16 protein-coding genes are annotated in these 18,682 nt (G+C 69.8%); 7 read left to right on the top strand and 9 right to left on the bottom strand.

All coding sequences use genetic code 11. The features are described 5' to 3' along the window. Positions 1 to 2: 2 nt before the first annotated feature. The 4 genes from rfbA to rfbC are packed head-to-tail and all read right to left on the bottom strand — an operon-like array spanning position 3 to position 3,449. The gene (gene rfbA, locus LW587_RS14790) at positions 3 to 893 is read right to left on the bottom strand and encodes a glucose-1-phosphate thymidylyltransferase RfbA (RefSeq protein WP_232630355.1); all 891 of its coding nucleotides are present in this window, start codon (positions 891 to 893) and stop codon (positions 3 to 5) included. After that, entirely contained in the window at positions 890 to 1,795 is a 906-nt protein-coding gene (rfbD, locus tag LW587_RS14785; RefSeq protein WP_232630354.1) for a dTDP-4-dehydrorhamnose reductase, read from the bottom strand. Before rfbD ends, rfbA begins: the two co-directional genes overlap by 4 nt. A gap of 2 nt (positions 1,796 to 1,797) precedes the next feature. Next, positions 1,798 to 2,856 carry a dTDP-glucose 4,6-dehydratase gene (gene rfbB / locus LW587_RS14780; protein ID WP_232630353.1) on the bottom strand — a complete coding sequence of 353 codons (1,059 nt, stop codon included), beginning with the start codon at positions 2,854 to 2,856 and terminating at the stop codon, positions 1,798 to 1,800. Between the two features lie 41 nt (positions 2,857 to 2,897). Further along, positions 2,898 to 3,449 carry a dTDP-4-dehydrorhamnose 3,5-epimerase gene (gene rfbC / locus LW587_RS14775; RefSeq protein WP_232630352.1) on the bottom strand — a complete coding sequence of 184 codons (552 nt, stop codon included), beginning with the start codon at positions 3,447 to 3,449 and terminating at the stop codon, positions 2,898 to 2,900. A gap of 194 nt (positions 3,450 to 3,643) precedes the next feature. Between rfbC and LW587_RS14770 the strand changes: the two genes are divergently transcribed. Then, positions 3,644 to 4,090 carry a DUF2147 domain-containing protein gene (locus LW587_RS14770; protein ID WP_232630351.1) on the top strand — a complete coding sequence of 149 codons (447 nt, stop codon included), beginning with the start codon at positions 3,644 to 3,646 and terminating at the stop codon, positions 4,088 to 4,090. 563 nt (positions 4,091 to 4,653) lie between these two features. Here LW587_RS14770 and LW587_RS14765 read toward each other — a convergent pair. Then, complete coding sequence (locus LW587_RS14765; protein ID WP_232630350.1) at positions 4,654 to 5,400, bottom strand: glucose 1-dehydrogenase; 747 nt, start codon at positions 5,398 to 5,400, stop codon at positions 4,654 to 4,656. A gap of 107 nt (positions 5,401 to 5,507) precedes the next feature. Here LW587_RS14765 and LW587_RS14760 point away from each other — a divergent pair, with 107 nt between their 5' ends. Next, complete coding sequence (locus LW587_RS14760; RefSeq protein WP_232630349.1) at positions 5,508 to 5,891, top strand: ArsR/SmtB family transcription factor; 384 nt, start codon at positions 5,508 to 5,510, stop codon at positions 5,889 to 5,891. 26 nt (positions 5,892 to 5,917) lie between these two features. Then, positions 5,918 to 6,373, top strand: coding sequence for a hypothetical protein (locus tag LW587_RS14755; RefSeq protein WP_232630348.1), 456 nt, complete (start codon positions 5,918 to 5,920; stop codon positions 6,371 to 6,373). A 172-nt stretch (positions 6,374 to 6,545) separates the two neighbouring features. Here the strand turns inward: LW587_RS14755 and polA are convergent, their stop codons facing one another. Then, positions 6,546 to 9,692: a DNA polymerase I gene (gene polA / locus LW587_RS14750; RefSeq protein WP_232630347.1), complete on the bottom strand. Its 3,147-nt coding sequence runs from the start codon at positions 9,690 to 9,692 to the stop codon at positions 6,546 to 6,548. Positions 9,693 to 10,161: 469 nt separating this feature from the next. Between polA and LW587_RS14745 the strand changes: the two genes are divergently transcribed. Together LW587_RS14745 and LW587_RS14740 are read left to right on the top strand one after the other, a co-directional pair. Beyond that, positions 10,162 to 10,587, top strand: a complete 426-nt coding sequence (locus tag LW587_RS14745; RefSeq protein WP_232630346.1) for a hypothetical protein — start codon at positions 10,162 to 10,164, stop codon at positions 10,585 to 10,587. A gap of 146 nt (positions 10,588 to 10,733) precedes the next feature. Next, positions 10,734 to 11,225 carry a cupin domain-containing protein gene (locus LW587_RS14740; protein ID WP_232630345.1) on the top strand — a complete coding sequence of 164 codons (492 nt, stop codon included), beginning with the start codon at positions 10,734 to 10,736 and terminating at the stop codon, positions 11,223 to 11,225. Here the strand turns inward: LW587_RS14740 and LW587_RS14735 are convergent. From LW587_RS14735 to LW587_RS14725, 3 genes are all read right to left on the bottom strand, one after another. Then, positions 11,183 to 12,358, bottom strand: a complete 1,176-nt coding sequence (locus LW587_RS14735; protein ID WP_232630344.1) for a PepSY-associated TM helix domain-containing protein — start codon at positions 12,356 to 12,358, stop codon at positions 11,183 to 11,185. The genes LW587_RS14740 and LW587_RS14735 overlap by 43 nt on opposite strands. 26 nt (positions 12,359 to 12,384) lie before the next feature. Further along, positions 12,385 to 14,637, bottom strand: coding sequence for a TonB-dependent siderophore receptor (locus LW587_RS14730; protein ID WP_232630343.1), 2,253 nt, complete (start codon positions 14,635 to 14,637; stop codon positions 12,385 to 12,387). A 271-nt stretch (positions 14,638 to 14,908) separates the two neighbouring features. Next, positions 14,909 to 16,114 carry a YihY/virulence factor BrkB family protein gene (locus LW587_RS14725; protein ID WP_442919151.1) on the bottom strand — a complete coding sequence of 402 codons (1,206 nt, stop codon included), beginning with the start codon at positions 16,112 to 16,114 and terminating at the stop codon, positions 14,909 to 14,911. 391 nt (positions 16,115 to 16,505) lie between these two features. Between LW587_RS14725 and LW587_RS14720 the strand changes: the two genes are divergently transcribed. Both LW587_RS14720 and recA read left to right on the top strand, forming a co-directional pair. Next, positions 16,506 to 17,216: a hypothetical protein gene (locus tag LW587_RS14720; protein ID WP_232630342.1), complete on the top strand. Its 711-nt coding sequence runs from the start codon at positions 16,506 to 16,508 to the stop codon at positions 17,214 to 17,216. A 306-nt stretch (positions 17,217 to 17,522) separates the two neighbouring features. Next, positions 17,523 to 18,602, top strand: coding sequence for a recombinase RecA (gene recA / locus LW587_RS14715; protein WP_442919152.1), 1,080 nt, complete (start codon positions 17,523 to 17,525; stop codon positions 18,600 to 18,602). The last annotated feature ends 80 nt before the right edge of the window (positions 18,603 to 18,682 follow it).

Below are 18,682 nucleotides of genomic sequence, written 5' to 3'. Positions count from 1 at the left end.
CGTCAGAACGCCTGATCGACCCGCCGCCCCTCGCGGGCGAGCCGCAGCAGATTTTGGCCGTACTGGGTCTTGGCGAACAGCTCGCCCCGGGCCAGGAGCTGCTCCCGGCCGATGAAGCCCTTCAGATAGGCGATCTCCTCCAGGCAGGCGACCTGAAGCCCCTGCCGGCGCTGGAGGACGCGCACGAACTCCCCCGCCTCCAGCAGGCTGTCATGGGTGCCGGTGTCGAGCCACGCATAGCCGCGGCTCATCCGCTCCACATGGAGCTGTCCGCGGTCCAGATAGGCCTGATTGACGCTCGTGATCTCGAGTTCGCCCCGCTCCGAGGGTGTCACCGCGGCGGCGATGTCGAGCACCTGATTGTCGTAGAAGTAGAGCCCTGTGACCGCCCAGGGGCTCTCCGGGGTCTTGGGCTTCTCGACGAGATGGACCGGTCGGCCGTCGTCGTCGAGGGTGACGACGCCGTAGGCCTCCGGATGGTCGACATGGTAGGCGAACACGGTCGCGCCGCCGGTGCGGGCGCGGGCCTTGCCGAGCAGGGCGCTCATGCCGTTGCCGAAGAACAGGTTGTCGCCGAGCACGAGGGCGACCGAATCGGTGCCGACGAAGTCGCGGCCGATGACGAAAGCCTGGGCCAGTCCCTCGGGCCGCGGCTGCACCGCGTAGACGAAGGTGAGGCCGAACGGCTCGCCGGTGCCGAGCAGGCGCTGGTAGTTGCCGAGATGTTCGGGGCTGGAGATGATCAGGATTTCGCGGATGCCGGCCAGCATCAAGACCGAGATCGGATAGTAGATCATCGGCTTGTCGTAGACCGGCAGCAGCTGCTTGTTGATCGCGAGCGTGGCCGGATGGAGCCTTGTGCCGGAGCCGCCGGCGAGCACGATGCCCTTCATCGCATGAACCCTTGCGTTCCGTGGGCGGGCCCGACCAGCCGGTCGAGGATGTCGTCGAGGGCCGCGCTCCAGGGGCGCGGCGCGATCCCGTAGGCCTGCGTCAGGCTCGCCGTCGAGAGGCGGGAATTGGCCGGGCGCCGGGCGGGCGTCGGGTAGGCGTGGGTGGGGATGCCCTCCACGGGCACCGTCCGCCCGCCGCGCCGGCCCGCACCCTCGACGATGGCGCGGGCGAAGCCGCACCACGTGGTCGCCCCGTCATTGACGAAGTGGAACGTGCCGGTGGGCGCGGCGTCGTCTTGGGCGAGCCGCAGGGCCACCGTGGCGAGCGCCGCCGCGAGGTCGGCGGCGGAGGTCGGGCAGCCGTGCTGGTCGTCCACCACCGTGAGCCGGTCGCGCTCGTTGGCGAGCCGCAGCATCGTCTTGACGAAATTGCCCCGGTGCGGGCTGACCACCCAGGCGGTGCGCAGGATCGCATGGCGCGGATGAGCGGTGCGCACCGCCATCTCGCCCGCGGCCTTGCTGGCGCCGTAGACGCTCGTCGGATTCACCGGCGCGTCCGGCTCGTAGAAGTCTGCGCCGGTGCCGTCGAACACGTAATCCGTCGAGACGTGGACCAGCGGAATGTTCCGGCGTCGCGTCTCGGCGGCCAGGATCGCGGGCGCGAGCGCGTTGAGGCGCCACGCTTCGGCGACCTCGCGCTCGGCGGTGTCCACCGCCGTATAGGCGGCGGGGTTGATGACCGCCGCATAGGCGCGGGCGTCGAGGGCGGCGGCCACCGCCGTCGCGTCGGTGATGTCGAGCTGGGCGCGGTCGGGGGCGTGAACCCGCACGCCCGCGGGCCAAGCCAGGGCCTGCAATTCCGTGCCGACCTGGCCGGAGCCGCCGAGAACGAGAATCTCCATGGTCAGGCCTTCGCCGGGGCGAGGCCGAGGCGTTCGCCCGCGTAGCGGCCGTCGCGGATCGGCCGCCACCACGCCTCGTTGTCGAGATACCATTGCACGGTCTCGACTAGCGCCTCCTCGAACACCCGGGTCGGTGCCCAGCCGACCTCGCGCTCGGCCTTGGACGGGTCGATGGCGTAGCGCCGGTCGTGGCCCGGCCGGTCGGGCACGAAGGTGATCAGGCGCTCATGCGGACCGTTCTCGGGCCGGACCCGGTCGAAGGCCGCGCAGAGAGCCTTCACCACCGCGAGGTTGTTGCGCACGGCGCGCCCGCCAAGCAGGTAGGTGTCGCCGATCCGGCCCCGCTCCAGCACCGCGACGAGGCCGCTTGCGTGGTCCTCGACATGGATCCAGTCCCGCTCGTTCATCCCGTCGCCGTAGACCGGGAGGTTCCTGCCCTCCAATGCGGCGAGGATCATGAGCGGGATCAGCTTTTCCGGGAAGTGACGCGGCCCGTAATTGTTGGAGCAGTTCGTCACCAGCACCGGCAGGCCGTAGGTCTCGTGCCAGGCGCGGGCCAGATGGTCGGAGGCCGCCTTCGAGGCCGAGTAGGGCGAGCGCGGATCGTAGCGGCTGGCCTCGGTGAAGAACCCGTCCGGCGGCAGCGAGCCGTAGACCTCGTCGGTGGAGACGTGGAGGAAGCGGAAGGTTCTGCGCGCGTCCTCGGCCAGGCCCTCCCAATGGGTGCGGGCCCCGTCGAGCATCACCTGGGTGCCGATCACGTTGGTGCGCACGAAGGCGCCCGGATCGGTGATCGAGCGGTCGACATGACTCTCGGCGGCCAGGTGCATCACCGCCTCGGGAGCGAAGGCGGCGTAGAGGGCATGGACCCGGGCCGGATCGCAGATATCCGCGTGTTCCAGCCGGTGGCGCCTGTCGTCCTTGAGAGACCCAAGGGAGAGCGGGTTGGCCGCGTAGGTCAGCGCGTCGAGGGTGAGGACCTCGTGGCCGAGGTCCCGCACGAGATGCAGCACCAGCGCGGAGCCGATGAAGCCGCAGCCGCCCGTCACCAGAATGCGCATCGCGAAAGGTCTCCGTCGGTCCGGTTCGGGGGAGGCGTCGCTCAGAACACCCGGCCGAGATCGGCCAGGAGCGGGGCGTTCTTGTCCTTCCCCGAGAGGATCGCCTCGGCCTCGCTCACCGGCCAGGCGATGGCGAGGGCCGGGTCGTTCCAGCGCAGGTTGCGGTCGTTCTCGGGGCTGTAATAGGCGTCGACCTTGTAGGCGACCATCGTGTTCGACTCCAGCGTGCAGAAGCCGTGGGCGAAGCCCGCCGGGACGAAGAGCTGCTCGCCGCCCTCCGCATCGAGCCGCACGGCGACGGAGCGGCCATAGGTCGGGGATTCGGAACGGAGATCGACGGCCACGTCCAGGATCGCGCCGGCCAGCACCCGGATCAGCTTGGCCTGGGCGGCGGGCGCCGTCTGGAAATGCAGGCCGCGGACGGTGCCGGCCGGGGCCGAGAAGGACTGGTTGTCCTGGACGAACCCGTTGGCAATGCCGGCCTTCGCCAGCATGTCGGCGCGGAAGACTTCCGAGAACCAGCCGCGGGCGTCGCCGTGGCGCTTCGGGATCACCCGCTTGACTGCTGGGATCTCGGTCTCGACCACCTGCATGCCTCGCCTCCTGCCACGCCTCGGCCGTCCGCCGCGCGGCCGATCCGGGGCTTGGGACGCCTCGCGACAGGGAAGTCAACGCCGGGTCCGGAAAAATCGCACCGCGCCCCGGCCTTGCGCCGGGATGGCCCGGACCCTACCGCTGGGCCCGGCCGCCGCAAGGCGGCGCTCAGGTGGAAGACGACACGCATCCGATGGCCGCGCGCATTCCCGTCCGCCGAACCGTTCGCGGGCTCCTTGGCAGAACCCTCGCCGCCGCCCTGCTCCTCGTCGCGGGTGGGGGCGCCCAGGCGCAGAGGGATCTCGACCTCGCGGGCCTCTGGCAGACCGAGACCCCCGGCTCGACCGTGCGCCTTGCCCGTTGCGGCGCCGGCTGGTGCGGCACCTTCGCGGCGACGGCCGGCACCGGCGTCGACGCCCAGAACCCCGACCCGTCCCTGCGCGGACGCAAGCTCGTCGGCGTCTCGATCATGAAGGCCGACACCCCGAGCGGCGACGGCTTCGAGGGCAGCCTCTACAACCCGAAGGACGGCAAGACCTATTCGGGCAGCCTGACCCCGAAGGGGCCGAACACGGTCGAGGTGGCGGGCTGCGTGCTGAGCGTGATCTGCAAGCGGCAGACCTGGCAGCGGGTGCGGTAGGGGCAGGCACGTCCCGTCGCCCGCGCGCATGCGCGCCGGGAGGGCCTCCGGGGCCGTCGGGGAGACGCGGAATGCCGGGAAACCCTGGCAGACCGATCGTGTCTCAGAAAAATCCGGTTCCCCGGCATCCCGCGGCCCGGCCCGCTGGCGCGGAGTCCGGACCGATTTCGCGTCGCGGTGTTCTCGACCGGGCCCGGCCTGCGGATAGGCGTGTCCGGGTCGCCTGCGCGAACCCCGGGTTGCCACAATCGCATCCTCCACGAACGGGCGCCCCGTAGTGAGCGCCGCCGCAGGTCTCGCCTCCGGCCCAGATCGGGGTCGCGGGCCGGGCATTTCCTCCCGGGCCGCGCCAAGCGCCTGTCCGCGCCCCGATCCGAGTCCGGCGTGACGCCGAACCGGCCGCCCGGAGCGGGGGGACCGAACCCCCGTCGCAGGCACCGCCTCCTCCCCCCGACCTGAGCCCCCCGTTCGGTCGCCGGGGCGCTCCCCCGTGCGGGAGGCGAGTGGCGGGAGACTTTCACAAGATAGGAATTTTGTCAAGGTTTGGCGAAGAGGCCCGCCGGTTAGCGGACGCCGCCGCCGACGTTGATGACCTCGCCGGTCACCCAGCGGGCGTCGTCGGAGGCCAAGAAGGCGACGACCCCGGCGATGTCGTCCGGCTGACCGGCGCGGCCGAGGGGCGTCTGGGCCACCATGCCGGCCTCCATCTCGGAACCGGTGACACCCGCCGCCCGGGTGCCCTCGGTCACCACATAGCCCGGGCTGACGACGTTGACCCGGATCTTGCGGGGGGCCAGCTCGTTGGCCAGCACGCTCGAGATGGTGTTCACGGCGCCCTTGGTGCCGCTATAGACCGAAGCAGTCGGAACCGGCAGGGTGGCGGCGACCGACGAGATATTGACGATGCTGCCGCCCTCGCCGAGATGCCGGGCCGCCGCCTGCGTGGTCAGCAGGACGCCCAGCACATTCACGTCGAAGAGGCGCCGGTAATGCTCCTCGGTCACCTCCTCGATGGCCGCGAATTCGTAGACGCCGGAATTGTTGACGAGCACGTCGAGCCGGCCGAACCGCGCCACCGCCGCCTCGATCAGGCCGCGCGCCTCGGCGGCCTTCGTGACGTCCCCCTGGATCGCCACCGCCTTGCCCCCGGCCGCGCTGATCGCGTCGACCACCGCCTCTGCGCCGGCCCGGCTCGACGCGTAGTTCACCACGACCGCCGCGCCCTCCTGAGCCAGCGCTCGGGCGATGGCCGCGCCAATGCCCTTCGATGCGCCGGTGACCACGGCGACCTTTCCGTCGAGCCTTGCCATCTGTGCTAACCTCATCCCTGGGCCGCCTCCGGATCGAAGGCTCTGGTCCCATAGTTCAGGATTTCGGAACTACTGAAGCACGCTGCAAGCCCCCATAGGGTTGAAACATGAGGCCCCTGGTTCACCCCGCGATTGAGGCTATCCGCCCGGAAGCGATCCTGCACGCGCTGTCCGATCCGTCCCGCGCGGCGATCTTCGCCCGCATTATGGGCGCGGGCTGCGTCGAGGCCTGCGCCTCCGTCTCGACGCTGGGGGACCGGGTGATCCCGAAATCGTCCCTGTCCAGCCATATCAAGGTGTTGCGCGAGGCCGGCCTGATCCGCAGCGAGCGCCACGGTGTCGAGATGCGCAACCATTCCCGCGGCGCGGAGGTAGAGGCTCGTTTCCCGGGCCTGCTCGGCGCGATCATGAACGCCTACGCGTCGGAGGACAGCGCCGCTCGCGCCGCAGCCGATGCGGGGGCGGCCGAGGGTCAAACTCCATCGGCGTGACCCTGTGAGGGTCCGCCTCCGAGCCGTTGCAGACGCTCAGCATCCTGCCAGGATGGTCCTACGGCGGGGGCTGGATGATGCCGATTCTACAAATCCATGACCTCGAGCCGCAGCGAACTGCTGTAGTCGATCCTCTTCTCGTGCTGCTGATGCTCGGCGAGCGTGCAACCCGGGCTTCATGGCAGGTTGCCGGAGTCGCTCGCTATGACGGGGCGCTCTTGATCGTCGGGGATGAGGCGGCCGAGCAACTCGAAAATCTTGCACGGTCTTCGGATCGCTTCTCGGGCGCGCTGCTGAGCGATCTCCTCAATCGGGTCGCGCAAGTCATCTGGGGCGAATCTGTAGCCTACGAGAATGGCCAGGATAAGCCTTGGGTGATCGTGCGGGCCATCGACAGTTCGTGGTGCGAGGTCGAAACGGACGAAATGGGTATTGTCGATCGGGTGCGTGAGATTTTCGTGGACGTGCGGTTGGTCCCGTAGGGGTCCGCTTCCCGCCCATATCGGCACCTCGCCCGGTCAAGCGGATGGCGTTGTGACCCTAACCCCGCGTTGATCACGGAACGGGTTCGCCCTCTCCGTCATCGGACGGTGGAGCCGACGCCATGCGGCGGAGCGGCCCTGCCCTCCGCGTCCGTCGCAAGGGCGGACGCGCTCAGTGCGCCTCCTCCCAATTCCCCGCCGCCCGCGCCTCCACCACCAGCGGCACCCGCAGCGTCAGGGCCGGCGCTGGCGCCTCCTCCATGATCCGGGCGATCACGGGAATCGCCCGCTCCACTTCGTCGTCGGGCGCCTCGAAGACCAGTTCGTCGTGCACCTGCAGCAGCATGCGCACGTCGAGCTTTTCCGCCGCCAGCGCGTCTTCCATCCGCACCATGGCGCGGCGGATGATGTCGGCGGCGGTGCCCTGGATCGGGGCGTTGATGGCCTGGCGCTCCACGCTCGCCCGCTCGGACGGGTTGTTGGAGCGGATCTGCGGATAGTGGCAGACGCGGCCGAACAGGGTCGTGACGAAGCCGGTCTCGCGGCAGCGGCGCTTGGTCGTGTCGATGTAGTCGCGGATGCCCGGGAAGCGCTCGAAATACTGCTTGATGAAGGCGGAGGCCTCCTCGCGGCCGATACCGAGACGGTCGGCGAGCCCGAAGGCCGAGATGCCGTAGATGATGCCGAAATTGATGGTCTTAGCCCGGCGCCGCAGGTCGCCGGTCATCTGGTCCAGCGGCACGCCGAACATGGCCGAGGCGGTCGCCGCGTGAATGTCGAGCCCCTGCTCGAAGGCCTCGCGCAGCTGCGGGATGTCGGCGATGTGGGCCAAGAGCCGCAGTTCGATCTGGGAATAGTCCGCCGAGATCAGCTTCTTCCCCTCGGGCGCCACGAAGGCGCGGCGGATGCGCCGGCCTTCCTCCGTGCGGATCGGGATGTTCTGGAGGTTCGGGTCCGAGGAGGAGAGCCGGCCGGTCGTGGTGGCGGCGAGCGCGAACGAGGTGTGGACCCGGTTGGTCTTCCGGTCGGCGTGCTCCTGCAGCGAGTCGGTGTAGGTCGATTTCAGCTTGGAGAGCTGGCGCCAGTTGAGAATCTTCTTCGGCAATTCGTGGCCGGCCTGGGCCAGTTCCTCGAGCAGCGTGGCGGGGGTGGCCCACTGGCCCGAAGGCGTCTTCTTGGCGCCGGGCAGGCCCATCTTGCCGAACAGCACGTCGCCGATCTGCTTCGGGCTCGACACCTGGAACCGCTCGCCCGCGTCGTCCTGAATCTCCTCCTCCAGCCGCGCCAGGATCTGCGAGAAATCGCCCGAGAGGCGGCTCAGCATGTCGCGGTCGATGCGGATGCCGGCCCGCTCCATCCGGGCGAGGATCGGCACGAGCGGACGCTCCAGGGTCTCGTAGACGGTCACCCGCCGCTCGGCGGCCAGCCGCGGCTTCATCATCCGCCACAGCCGGAGCGTCACGTCGGCATCCTCCGCAGCGTAGGCGGTCGCCCGGTCGATCGCGACCCGGTCGAAGGTGACCTTGTTGCGGCCGGTGCCGGCCACGTCGGCGAAGGTGATCGGCTGGTGGCCGAGATGGCGGCGGGCGAGCTCGTCCATGCCGTGCCCGCCCTTGCCGGCATCGAGCACGTAGGAGATCAGCATCGTGTCGTCGAAGGGCGCCACGTCGATGCCGTAGCGGTTCAAGACCGAGAGGTCGTATTTCAGGTTCTGGCCGATCTTGAGGGTGCCGGGATCCTCCAGCAGCGGCTTCAGAAGCCTCAGCGCCGTGTCGAGGTCGATCTGGCCGGGCTGCCGGTCGGAGGTGTCGGCGTCCGCGCCGGGCTCGCCGAACAGGTCGCCACCCTTCACCTCGGGCTTGACGTGGGCCAGCGGGATGTAGGCGGCCCGCCCCGGCGCGGTGGCGAGGGAGACGCCGACGAGCCCGGCTTTCGCCGCGTCGAGCGCATCGGTCTCGGTGTCGACGGCGATCACGCCGGCCTCGTAGGCTTCCGCGATCCAGGCCTCGAGCTGCTCCACCGTCGAGATCGTCGCGTAGGCCGCCGTGTCGAACGGTTTGACGGCTTCCGCCGCGCGGGCGGCGACGAGCGTCGAGGGTGTGGGTTCGGCGGGACCGCGCTTTTTTTTCGCAGCCGCATCGGGAAGATCGAGATCGGCGAAGGGATCGTCGAAGGGATCGGCCCCTTGCGGCGCCGCGCCGTCCGTCCGCTCCGGGGCGGCGTCCATCTCGGGATCGACCGGCACCGCGTCGCCGAAGAAGGGCACCGCGTCCGAGCCGCCCGCCGCGTTGGCGTAGGCGTGCGGCTGGGCGCCCGGCAGCAGCGCCGGGTCGGGCTTCACGGCTTCCGGGTCGACATGGAGCATCTGGGCGATGCGCCGGGTCAGCGTGTTGAACTCCATCGCCTTGAGGAAGCCGACCAGCTTGTCCGGGTCGGGCTCGGGCACGCCGAGATCGTCCAGCGGCACCGGCACCGGCACGTTCTCCTCGAGCGCCACCAGCTTTCGCGAGAGGCGCGCCTGATCGATGCTGGCGAGCAGGGTCTCGCGGCGCTTGGGCTGCTTGATCTCGGCGGCCCGCTCCAGCAGGGCGTCGAGGCTGCCATATTCCTTGATGAGGGCCGCCGCGGTCTTCAGGCCGATGCCGGGCACGCCCGGCACGTTGTCCGAGGTGTCGCCGATCAGCGCCAACGCGTCGCCGATCTGCTCCGGGGTCAGGCCCTCCCACTTGGCGATGATCGCGTCGCGGTCGAGGTTGCGCTCCGGCCGGTAGCCGGGCTTGCCCTTGGCGCCGGATTCGAAGTCGTAGAACCGGATCCGATCCGAGACGAGTTGCATCAGGTCCTTGTCGGAGGACACGATGATGACCTCGGCGCCCCGCGCCTCGGCCTGCCGGGCATAGGTCGCGATCAGGTCGTCGGCCTCGTAGCGGATCAACTCGACCGCGTGCAGGCCGAAGGCCCGCACGGCATCGCGCATCAGCGGCATCTGCCGCTTGAGGTCGTCCGGGGCGTCGGGGCGGTGGCCCTTGTAGTCGGGGAACAGCTCCTTGCGGAACGAGCCCTCGGACTTGTCGAAGACGATGCCGAGATGGGTCGGCTTCACGCCGGCCGCACCGTCCTGAAGGAACTGGGCGATCTTGGTGCAGAACAGCCGCACCGCGCCGGTCGGCAGGCCGTCGGAGGGCCGGATGTTGTATTTCTGGTCCTGGTTGATCGACTGGAAATACGCGCGGAAGATGAAGGACGAGCCATCGACCAGGATGACGCGGTCGTCGGCGCCGACCGGCTTGGCCTGAATGGCAGGAGTCGCGTCGGTCATCGGTCGGGCCAGCCTTCGGGAAACGCAGGACGAGATCGGCAGCGGGATGCATAGAGCATTTTTCGGCCGAGCCGCCATCGCCGCGCGCTCCGGAAATGCCGCAGGCGCGGGCGCTGTTCACCGCTGATGCCGGGCCGCCACCGATCCAACGGTGCCGAAAGCCGCGAAACCCCGCGTCCGACGACGCGCCGAGGTGCCATGCGTCACCTGCCGCGCGTGCGGCGCAGCGAGGACGGAACACGTTGCGAGAAATCGCGAATTCCGGACGCGCATCCTGTCGCGGCACGAAAGTGCATGCGCTGAAGTACAGTTCGAAAAATAACGTTGCTGCACCGCGACAAACTGGCAGTTGTCCGGCAAACGAACGGCACCAGTTCAGGGTCATCGCAGACGAGCGGCGACGAAGAGACCGATCAAAACCGCATCTCATCGTCCATGAGACCGCTCAAGACAGGCATAGGAATCGACCATGAACGTTCTGACCAAGATCACCGCCGCGGCCGCACTGTCCCTCGGTTTGGCCGCCACGCCGTCCCTGGCCCAGGGCGTCTACGGTGACAGCGCCAGCTACAACCGCGACGGCACCCTCAACGTCTGGGGCGCCCATATCGACCCGCCCGGCCCGCGCGGCGGCCTGATCGACGGCGTCGGCCGCGTGGTCGGCGGGACCGTGGGCGCAGCCGGCACCATCGTCGGCGGCACCGTGGGCGCGGCGGGCAATGTCGTGGGCGGCGTGGTCGGCGGCACCGTCGGGGCGGCGGACGACATCGTCACCGGCTCGGTCGGCCCGCGCCGCGGCTACACCGATTACTCGGCCCGCGCCGGCAATGCCGAGCAGAACAACCGTCTCGTGCCGCAATACGGCCGGGTCAGCGGCGGCCCGGCGGCCTACTGAGCCGACGCAGCCTCAGGACGGATCACGGGAGCGGCGGGGCAGGAGCCTCGCCGCTCCCTTTCGCGTGCGTGCCCGAGCCCGTAGGTTCAGGGCGGCACCGATGCCACGCCACGCGCGTCGGGCCCCCCACGAGGAACCGCCCGATCATGCGATTGCCGATCCGACGCGCCGCGATCCTGATGCCCCTGCTGGCCCTTCCCGCCTTCGCCGCCGGCGAACACCACGCGCCGGCCGGCGCGGTGACGCTCGCCGATAGCAGCGCCGTCCGCTGGCAACCGGGCCCAGCCAACCTTCCCAAGGGCACGCAGATCAGCCCCCTGGCGGGCGATCCGGCCAAGCCCGGCCCTTTCGTCTTGCGGATCCGCTTCCCCGCCAACACGGTGATCGCGCCGCACACCCACTCGAAGGACGAGACGCTGACGATCCTCTCGGGCTCGATCTATCATCAGCACGGCCGGACCCTCGACAAGAGCAAAGGCGAGCCGCTCAGGGCCGGCGGCTTCGTCTACCTCCCCGAGGCGATGCCGCACGCCCTGTGGACCACCGACGAGGACGTGGTCCTCCAGGTCAACGGCAGCGGCCCCTTCGGCGTCGACTACCTCGATCCGGCCGACGATCCGAGCCGGGCCGGGAGGTAAGGCTCCGGGAGACCGGCGGGCGCGGCCTGACGGCGCCGGAAGGCCCGGCGGCGCAGGACGTAGAGCGTCACGCCGGTCGCCGCGAAGAGCGGCATCGCCAGGGCGGCGAGGAAGAACAGGAACGCGACCGGCGCACCGAAGAAGCGCCCGCGATGCACCTCCAGCATGTTGTCGGCGATCCTGCGGCCGAGCGGCTTGTCCGCCGCCCGCTTCAGGGTGAGCGGGGCGCCGGTGGCGGGGGCGAAGGTCATCTCGTCCCGGTCGTCGGGCTCTTGCCCGCTGCCGGCCTTGAGCCAACGGATGCGGATCGCCGCCATCTCGGGCCCCGGCAGGGTGATCGTCGCCAGGGTGGAGTCGCGGCCCTCGCCGGCCATGAAGGCCCCCCAGGCCGCGTCGAGGGCGAAGGGCGGTTGTGGGGCGGGCGCCTTCGCGGCCTTTTGCACCGGAGCGGCCCCGGTGAGGAGCCAAGTCGCGCCCGCGCGATACGCCTCGTAGGACCACCACAGACCGGTCAGGGCGACCACGAGATAGACCGGCACCAGCCAGGTGCCGAGCACCGCGTGCAGGGACCACCAGCGTGCCCGGCCCGGCCGAGCGAGGCTGGGTTTCAGCCAGATCCGCCAGCGGTGGATCCGGGGCCAGCGCAGATAAAGGCCTGTGGCGAGGACGGCGAGGAGCGCCAGCGTGCAGGCCCCCGTGACCGTCCGGCCCCAGCCCTTGCCGTCGCCGGGGATCAGCAGCCAGCGGTGCAGGGCCCGGATCGTCGCGAAGGCGCCTTCCGCCCGCGCCCGCCCGCGCAGGGCGCCGTCGTAGGGGTCGAGATAGGCGGAGGCCGGGCGCACGCCCTCCACCCGGGCAAAGCGTGCCCGCGGGGCGCCCGCCGCCGCGCCCGGCATCGCCAGGGCGTCCACCGTGAGCCCGGGCAGCTGCGCCTGGGCCCGCGCGATCAGCGCCTCGGGCCCGAGACGCGGCCGTTCCAGGATGTCGACCTGGGCGAGGTCGGCATCGAAGCCGGCCTGGATCGCCTCCTCGTAGCTCAGCAGCCCCCCGGTCACGCCCATCAGGGCCAGGACGAGGCCGGCGGTGAGGCCGAGGGCCCAGTGCAGGCGGAACAGGAGCGGGCGCAGGCTCACCGTCCTGCGGGGCGTCCGGAGCGGGATCACCAGAACACGCGGCCGGTGAGGATCGCCTGGAAGGGCTCGCCCACCGCCACGTTGAGCGAATTCGTGCCGATGGAGGACGGGTAGTAGGTCGCGTCGGTCAGGTTGCGCAGGTTGAGCTGCAGCGTGGCAGGGCGGCCGGCGATCTGCGTGTCGTAGGCGACAAAGGCGTCGGCCACCGCGTAATCGGGCAGGGAGAAGGGGATCGCGGCGAACGCCGGAAAGGTCGCATAATCGGCGGCGCTGAACCGGTTGGTGGCGTTGCCCGGCCGCGCGCCGACGTAACGCCCGCCGATCCCCGCCTGCAGCCGTCCCTCGCCGAAGGGCCCCGGCACGACCCCGAAATCGTGGGTCAGGAACAGCGAGGCGGTGTGGGGGGCGACATTGGCCAGTCCCTTGCCGTCGATGGCCGGATCCGGATCGCTGGTCACCCGCGCGTCGGTATAAGCGTAGGTGGCGATGAGGCTCCATCCCTCGGCGATCTGGCCGGCCACGTCGAGCTCGAAGCCGCGGGAGCGAACGCGGCCGGCGACCCGGCTGGAGGTGATGCCTCCGACCGTTTCCGTGAACAGCACGTTCGACTTGGTGATGTCGTACAGCGCCGCGGTCGCCGTGATGGCGCCGAACAGCTCGGTCTTCAGCCCGACCTCGAAGGCGTCTCCCTGCTCCGGCGGCAGCGCGCCGACGAAGCTCGAGATGGACGAGTTCGGCCGGAAAGTCTCGCTGTAGGAGCCGTAGACGGAGAGGCTCGGCGTCAGCAGGTAGACGAGGCCGACCCGCGGCACGACCCGTCCGCCCGAGACGTCGGTGTTGCGCTTGAAGTCGACATTCTTGTCGATGGCGGGATCGTAGTTCGCGGAGGCCAGAGTGCCCAGCACGCCGCGCCCCGCGTCCTGATCGAACGACTGGTAGCGCAGCCCCCCCACCAGGGTCAGTTCCTCGGTCAGGGAGATCGAATCCTGCGCGTAGACCGAGGCGGTGGCGATGTGCTCGCGCTGGTTGCTGTCCGAATTGAAGACGAAGGTGCTCGGCTGGGTGAGGCCGTAGACCGGCGCGAAGACGTTGAACGGGGTCCGGAGGGGATCCCGGATCAGCCGGCTCCGCACGACGTTCGATTCGTCGTAGGAGACGCCGACCAGGATCTCGTGGGGCAGGCCGAGCAGCACCTCGCGGCCAACCACGTCGAGCCGGCCGGAATGGACGGTGAAGTTCGAGTCCTGGGTCGCGTCCGAGCGGCGGATCAGGATGCCGGTGGCCGGATCGTAGCTGACCCGGCGGGACTGGTCGTCCTGGTAGAAGTTATGACTGAAGGCGTAATTGACGTTCGCCTTCCAGGTCTCGCTGAAGCGGTGCTCGATCGAGAGCGAGGCGATGTGGTTCTCGCCCGCGGTGTTGGCCCAGGGCTCGTCGAGGCGGCGATCCCGCGGGATCGCCACCGCCTTGCGGGTGAAGGGATCGAAGACCGTGCCGCGGTCGAACGGCGTGCGGTAATGCGACCACTCGTAGCCGACCGTCACCCGGGTGGCATCGCCCTCCCAGGTCACGGACGGCGCGATGACCTGCTGGTTCTGCAGGCCGAAATTGCGCCAGTACTCCTGATTGCGGTGCTGCGCGATGAAGCGATAGGCGAGCGGGGTCCCCTCGATCGGCCCGGTCTGGTCGAGTTCGATGCCGCCGCCGTTGAAGCTCGTGCCCCAGGCTTCGAGATAGCCGGCCTGCACGAAGCGCGGCTTCTTGGTGACGACGTTGATGAGCCCGCCCGGATCGAGGATGCCGTAGAGGGCGGAGGCCGGGCCTTTCAGCACCTCGACACGCTGGGTCGTCGGCATGAAGGAGCGCGGCAGCGCCGTCCGCAGGCCGTCGCGCAGGATCGAGCCGTCGCGGTTGTCGCCGAAGCCGCGGCGGATGAAGGCGTCCTGCGTGCCGCCGAGGGTGTTGGTCTGGGTGATGCCGGAGACGTTGATCAGCGCGTCGTCGAGACTGCGCACCGCCTGATCCTGCAGCACCTGCTCGGTGACGACGGCGACCGCCTGGGGCACCTTGATGAGCGGCGTCTCGGTGCCGGTGGCGATCGAGGAGCGCACCGGCTGGTAGCCGCGGGAGACCGGTTTCCCGTTGCCCTCCACCGAGATTTCGTCGAGCGCCACGACCGGGTCGCTCGCCCCGCCACTCACACCCTGGGCCAGGGCGCCGGGGGCGGCGAGGATCGTGCCGAGCAGGATCAGGCGTGGGGCGGGAAGGCGTCGGAGCATGGAAGGCGAACCGTCATCCCGGCCCGCCGCCGCGGCACGCGGGCCGGTTCCGGCTTTCGAGAGAGCCCCTGGCTAATAAATGTTAAGCTCTCGCGTCAAGACGTTTCCAGCAATATCGGCATCGTCTTATCTTTGTTTGATATAATTCTAAACTTTATAAGCCACTGTTGATTGCTGCATCATTTCTCCATCGGCCGGCTTCGATCCATCGTCGCGGGTCTTTGTCGGTTCGCACACGGGCAGGATGATGCCGGCATGCGAACCGACAGTCTCACGCTGCCGCGCCCACCGTGTCGGCCATGCGGGCGTCGCGGGTGCCGAGGGGCTGCGGCGGCCCGACGGTGGTATCCTTGGCGGTCTGGTGCTCGATCTCGGCATTGAGCTGGGCGCCCAGCAGCACAATCGTGGTCGAGATCCAGATCCAGGTCATGAAGCCGATCGCGGCGCCGAGCGACCCGTAGGTCTTGTCGTAGGAGCCGAAATTCCCGACGTACCAGGAGAACAGGGCGGAGCCGGCGAGCCACAGGAAGGCCGCCAGAATGCCGCCCGGCGTCACCCAGCGCCAGCGCGGCGCGTCGCGGCTGGGGCCGTAGCGATAGAGCACGGCCAGCATCAGGATCACCACCGCGAACAGGGCCGGCCAGCGCAGGAGCGCGAGCCACCACGCGTCGGGCCCCAGCCCGATGGTCTGCATGACGACCGGCACCGCGACGATCGCGGTCAGCGCCAGCACCACGAACAGCAACGCGCCCGCGGTGAAGGCGAGGGAGACGAGGTTCAGGGTGAAGAACCCGCGCCGCTCCCGCTCCCCGTAGACGAGGTTCAAGGCGTCGAAGACGTGCTTCACGCCGCCATTGGCGCTCCAGACCGAGAGGGCGATGCCGATGAGGGCCGTGAGCCCGAGCGCGGCGTCCCCCTTCTCGGTCACGCGCTTGACCTGCTCGGCGAGGATGTCGACGCCCCCCGAAGGCAGGAGGCCGCGCAGGGCCTCGATCTGGCTGTTGATGGTCGCGACGTCGGCGATGAGCCCGTAGACCGAGACCAGGGCGGCGACTGCCGGGAACAGCGCGAGCAGGACGAAGAAGGTCACGCCCGCCGAGACCAGCATCAGCCGGTTCTCGCCGAGATCGCCGTAGGTGCGCTTGAGAATGTCCCACCACCCCGCCGCCGGCATCTCGGTCGGGCTCTCGGCGGCGCGGCCGCGATGCGCCTCGCGCTGCGCGACCCGATGGGCCTCCGCCCCCTCGTGCGAGGGGGATTCCCGCCGGGCGGCGTCCCACTGACCCGCCTCTGCCGGGCGCGCGCCTGGTTCACGCGCGCCTTGGCCCGCGCCTCCCGGCCCCGGCGCTCCCCGGCGCGGCAGGGCGACGAGGCCGAGCAGGGCAGCGGCCATGGCCATCGTCCACAGGGTGGAGTGGCGCTGCTCGGGCAGGGGCATGGGCAGCGGCACGGGAACAGCTCGGTCGGGAGAAGGCATGGACGATCGGCTCCGGCCGCCAGGGGCGAAGGCGGCAGGGATGGCAACCGGCCAGCGCCGATCCGGGTTCACAGCACCGTGAGCCGTTCGGCCGAAGACAGTCTCGGGCCGGGACATTGTGTGCCGAGTGCCTTCTTCGCCGGGAGCCTCCCCGGTCGGGACCATTCTGGTGAAGGACATCCGCGGCCCGGCACCCATCTGGGCCCCGGCGCGTCGCGGCCATGACGGGCCCCGGCCCCCGATTTTCTTACCGGATGGGCCGTCGCGATCCCGGAAAACCTTCAGCCACAAAAAATTCACAATTTCGTCACGCTCCTGCCGGAACCGCACAGCTCGGCCTCTTGTTGAAGGCGCATCGGTCGAACGCGACCACTCGCCTCAGGAGCCGTCGATGCCGTCGACCCCGCCCCGCTCCGGACGTCGCCTCGCGCTCGTCCTCGCCTCGTCCGTCCTCGTTCTCTCCACCGTCGCGGGCGTCCACGCCCAGGAAGCGGGCCTCGGCGGCCTGTTCCAGCAGCTCTTCGGCGGCGCGCCCCAGGCTGCTCCTGCTCCCGCCGCGCAACCCGGACCGGCCGTCTACGGCGGCGGCGAGGTGAACGAGCGCTACCGCTGGCGCCGCCATGGCCAGGGCCGCACGACGGAGCGTCAGCGCCCCAAGGTGCGCTACGCCGCCCTGCCGAAGGCCGAGGACGTCTCGGGCATCAGCGGCAAGCAGCCGGTCGACCAGAAGGCCATCGCGGCCAACCCGACGGCGGCCCTCTTGCGCGACGACACCCTGCGTCCCGGCGACATCGTGGTGATGCCCGGCGGCCCCAAAGTGTTCCTCGGCAACGGGGATCGCGGGCGGGGGGCCAAGGCGGCCCGCCACCGGATGACCGATTTCGAGGACGCCAAGCGCTCCCGTTCCGTCGACGGCAAGACCCGCAAGTTGCTTCTGGCCATGATGGTGCCCCAGGGCGCCCTGCCGGCCGACGAGGCCCGCAGGGTTTTGGCCAAGGCGCGCCGCCTCGCCCCGAAGGAGGCCCCCGACGCCCCGGAGATCCAGCAGGCCCGCGCCGAGACCGGCCACCGGGTGATCAGCCTCTGGCAGAGCGCCCGGTAGCGTTTTTTTGGGATCGCCGGCCGGCGCCTGGGCGCCGGCCCACGCCCATCGCTGCCCTCTCGGCCGGAATTGGCCCCGAACCGCGTCGCGGCGGCTGATGCCGCGTCTTGTGCGCCGCTTGCACCGCGTTTGCGGAAGCCCGGGAGGGGGCGGGACCTCCCCGACATGGAAGGGCACCACCGACCCGTCGGCTCTCTTGCGGAACAAGAACAAAACAGGTACAAAATGCGTCGGCCCGGGCGCATTGAGCCTCGCGCCCCTCCCATGCATAAGGAGCCGCACGCGATGGCCCAGCCTGCGCTGAAGATGGTGGAATCCTCGACGATGGCAGCAGCGGACAAGGACAAGGCGAAGGCGATCGAGGCGGCGCTGACGCAGATCGAGCGGGCCTTCGGCAAGGGCTCGATCATGCGCCTCGGCAAGTCCGACAAGGTGCAGGAGGTCGAGACCATCTCGACCGGCTCGCTCGGCCTCGACATCGCCCTCGGCGTCGGCGGCCTGCCCCGGGGCCGCGTCATCGAGATCTACGGGCCGGAATCGTCGGGCAAGACGACGCTCGCCCTCCATACGATCGCCGAGGCCCAGAAGAAGGGTGGCGTCTGCGCCTTCGTCGACGCGGAGCACGCCCTCGACCCGGTCTATGCGCGCAAGCTCGGCGTTCATCTCGACGACCTGCTGATCTCGCAGCCCGATACCGGCGAGCAGGCGCTGGAGATCACCGACACGCTGGTGCGCTCGGGCGCCATCGACGTGCTCGTGGTCGATTCGGTCGCCGCGCTGACGCCGCGGGCCGAGATCGAGGGCGAGATGGGTGAGAGCCAGCCTGGCCTCCAGGCCCGCCTGATGAGCCAGGCCCTGCGCAAGCTCACCGGCTCGATCTCGCGATCGAACTGCATGGTCATCTTCATCAACCAGATCCGCATGAAGATCGGCGTGATGTACGGCAGCCCCGAGACCACGACGGGCGGCAACGCGCTCAAGTTCTACGCGTCGGTGCGCCTCGACATCCGCCGGATCTCGACGCTCAAGGATCGCGACGAGGCGATCGGCAATCAGGTCCGCGTCAAGGTCGTCAAGAACAAGGTCGCGCCGCCCTTCAAGCAGGTCGAGTTCGACATCATGTTCGGCGAGGGCGTCTCCAAGGTCGGCGAGTTGATCGATCTCGGCGTGAAGGCCGGCATCGTCGAGAAGGCGGGCGCGTGGTTCTCCTACGACAGCCAGCGTCTCGGCCAGGGCCGCGAGAACTCCAAGGGCTTCCTGCGCGACAATCCCGACCTCGCCAACCGGATCGAGGCGTCAATCCGGCAGAATTCGGGGCTCGTCGCCGAGCGCATCCTCGAGAATGCCAAGCCGACAGCGGAGGACCTCGACGAGGGCGAGGCCTGACGGCCTCAGCGAACGATCACGACGCGACCCGGGGCGGGAGGATCACATCCTCCCGCCCTTTCTCGTTCCGGGGGCGCGCC

The sequence above is a fragment of the Methylobacterium sp. Leaf118 genome (assembly GCF_920984675.1).
Taxonomy (GTDB): Bacteria; Pseudomonadota; Alphaproteobacteria; order Rhizobiales; family Beijerinckiaceae; genus Methylobacterium.
Note: the sequence above shows the minus strand (reverse complement) of the source record. Positions and strands in the feature narration are given on the sequence as shown.

What these genes read in the sequence shown, in the direction of transcription:
- rfbA (WP_232630355.1), bottom strand. Translation starts at nt 893, where the DNA reads ATGAAGGGCATCGTGCTCGCCGGCGGCTCCGGCACAAGGCTCCATCCG.
- rfbC (WP_232630352.1), bottom strand. Translation starts at nt 3,449, where the DNA reads ATGCAGGTGGTCGAGACCGAGATCCCAGCAGTCAAGCGGGTGATCCCG.
- LW587_RS14770 (WP_232630351.1), top strand. Translation starts at nt 3,644, where the DNA reads ATGGCCGCGCGCATTCCCGTCCGCCGAACCGTTCGCGGGCTCCTTGGC.
- recA (WP_442919152.1), top strand. Translation starts at nt 17,523, where the DNA reads ATGGTGGAATCCTCGACGATGGCAGCAGCGGACAAGGACAAGGCGAAG.
- LW587_RS14730 (WP_232630343.1), bottom strand. Translation starts at nt 14,637, where the DNA reads ATGCTCCGACGCCTTCCCGCCCCACGCCTGATCCTGCTCGGCACGATC.
- rfbD (WP_232630354.1), bottom strand. Translation starts at nt 1,795, where the DNA reads ATGGAGATTCTCGTTCTCGGCGGCTCCGGCCAGGTCGGCACGGAATTG.
- polA (WP_232630347.1), bottom strand. Translation starts at nt 9,692, where the DNA reads ATGACCGACGCGACTCCTGCCATTCAGGCCAAGCCGGTCGGCGCCGAC.
- LW587_RS14725 (WP_442919151.1), bottom strand. Translation starts at nt 16,114, where the DNA reads ATGCCTTCTCCCGACCGAGCTGTTCCCGTGCCGCTGCCCATGCCCCTG.
- LW587_RS14720 (WP_232630342.1), top strand. Translation starts at nt 16,506, where the DNA reads ATGCCGTCGACCCCGCCCCGCTCCGGACGTCGCCTCGCGCTCGTCCTC.
- LW587_RS14740 (WP_232630345.1), top strand. Translation starts at nt 10,734, where the DNA reads ATGCGATTGCCGATCCGACGCGCCGCGATCCTGATGCCCCTGCTGGCC.
- LW587_RS14760 (WP_232630349.1), top strand. Translation starts at nt 5,508, where the DNA reads ATGAGGCCCCTGGTTCACCCCGCGATTGAGGCTATCCGCCCGGAAGCG.
- LW587_RS14745 (WP_232630346.1), top strand. Translation starts at nt 10,162, where the DNA reads ATGAACGTTCTGACCAAGATCACCGCCGCGGCCGCACTGTCCCTCGGT.
- LW587_RS14765 (WP_232630350.1), bottom strand. Translation starts at nt 5,400, where the DNA reads ATGGCAAGGCTCGACGGAAAGGTCGCCGTGGTCACCGGCGCATCGAAG.
- rfbB (WP_232630353.1), bottom strand. Translation starts at nt 2,856, where the DNA reads ATGCGCATTCTGGTGACGGGCGGCTGCGGCTTCATCGGCTCCGCGCTG.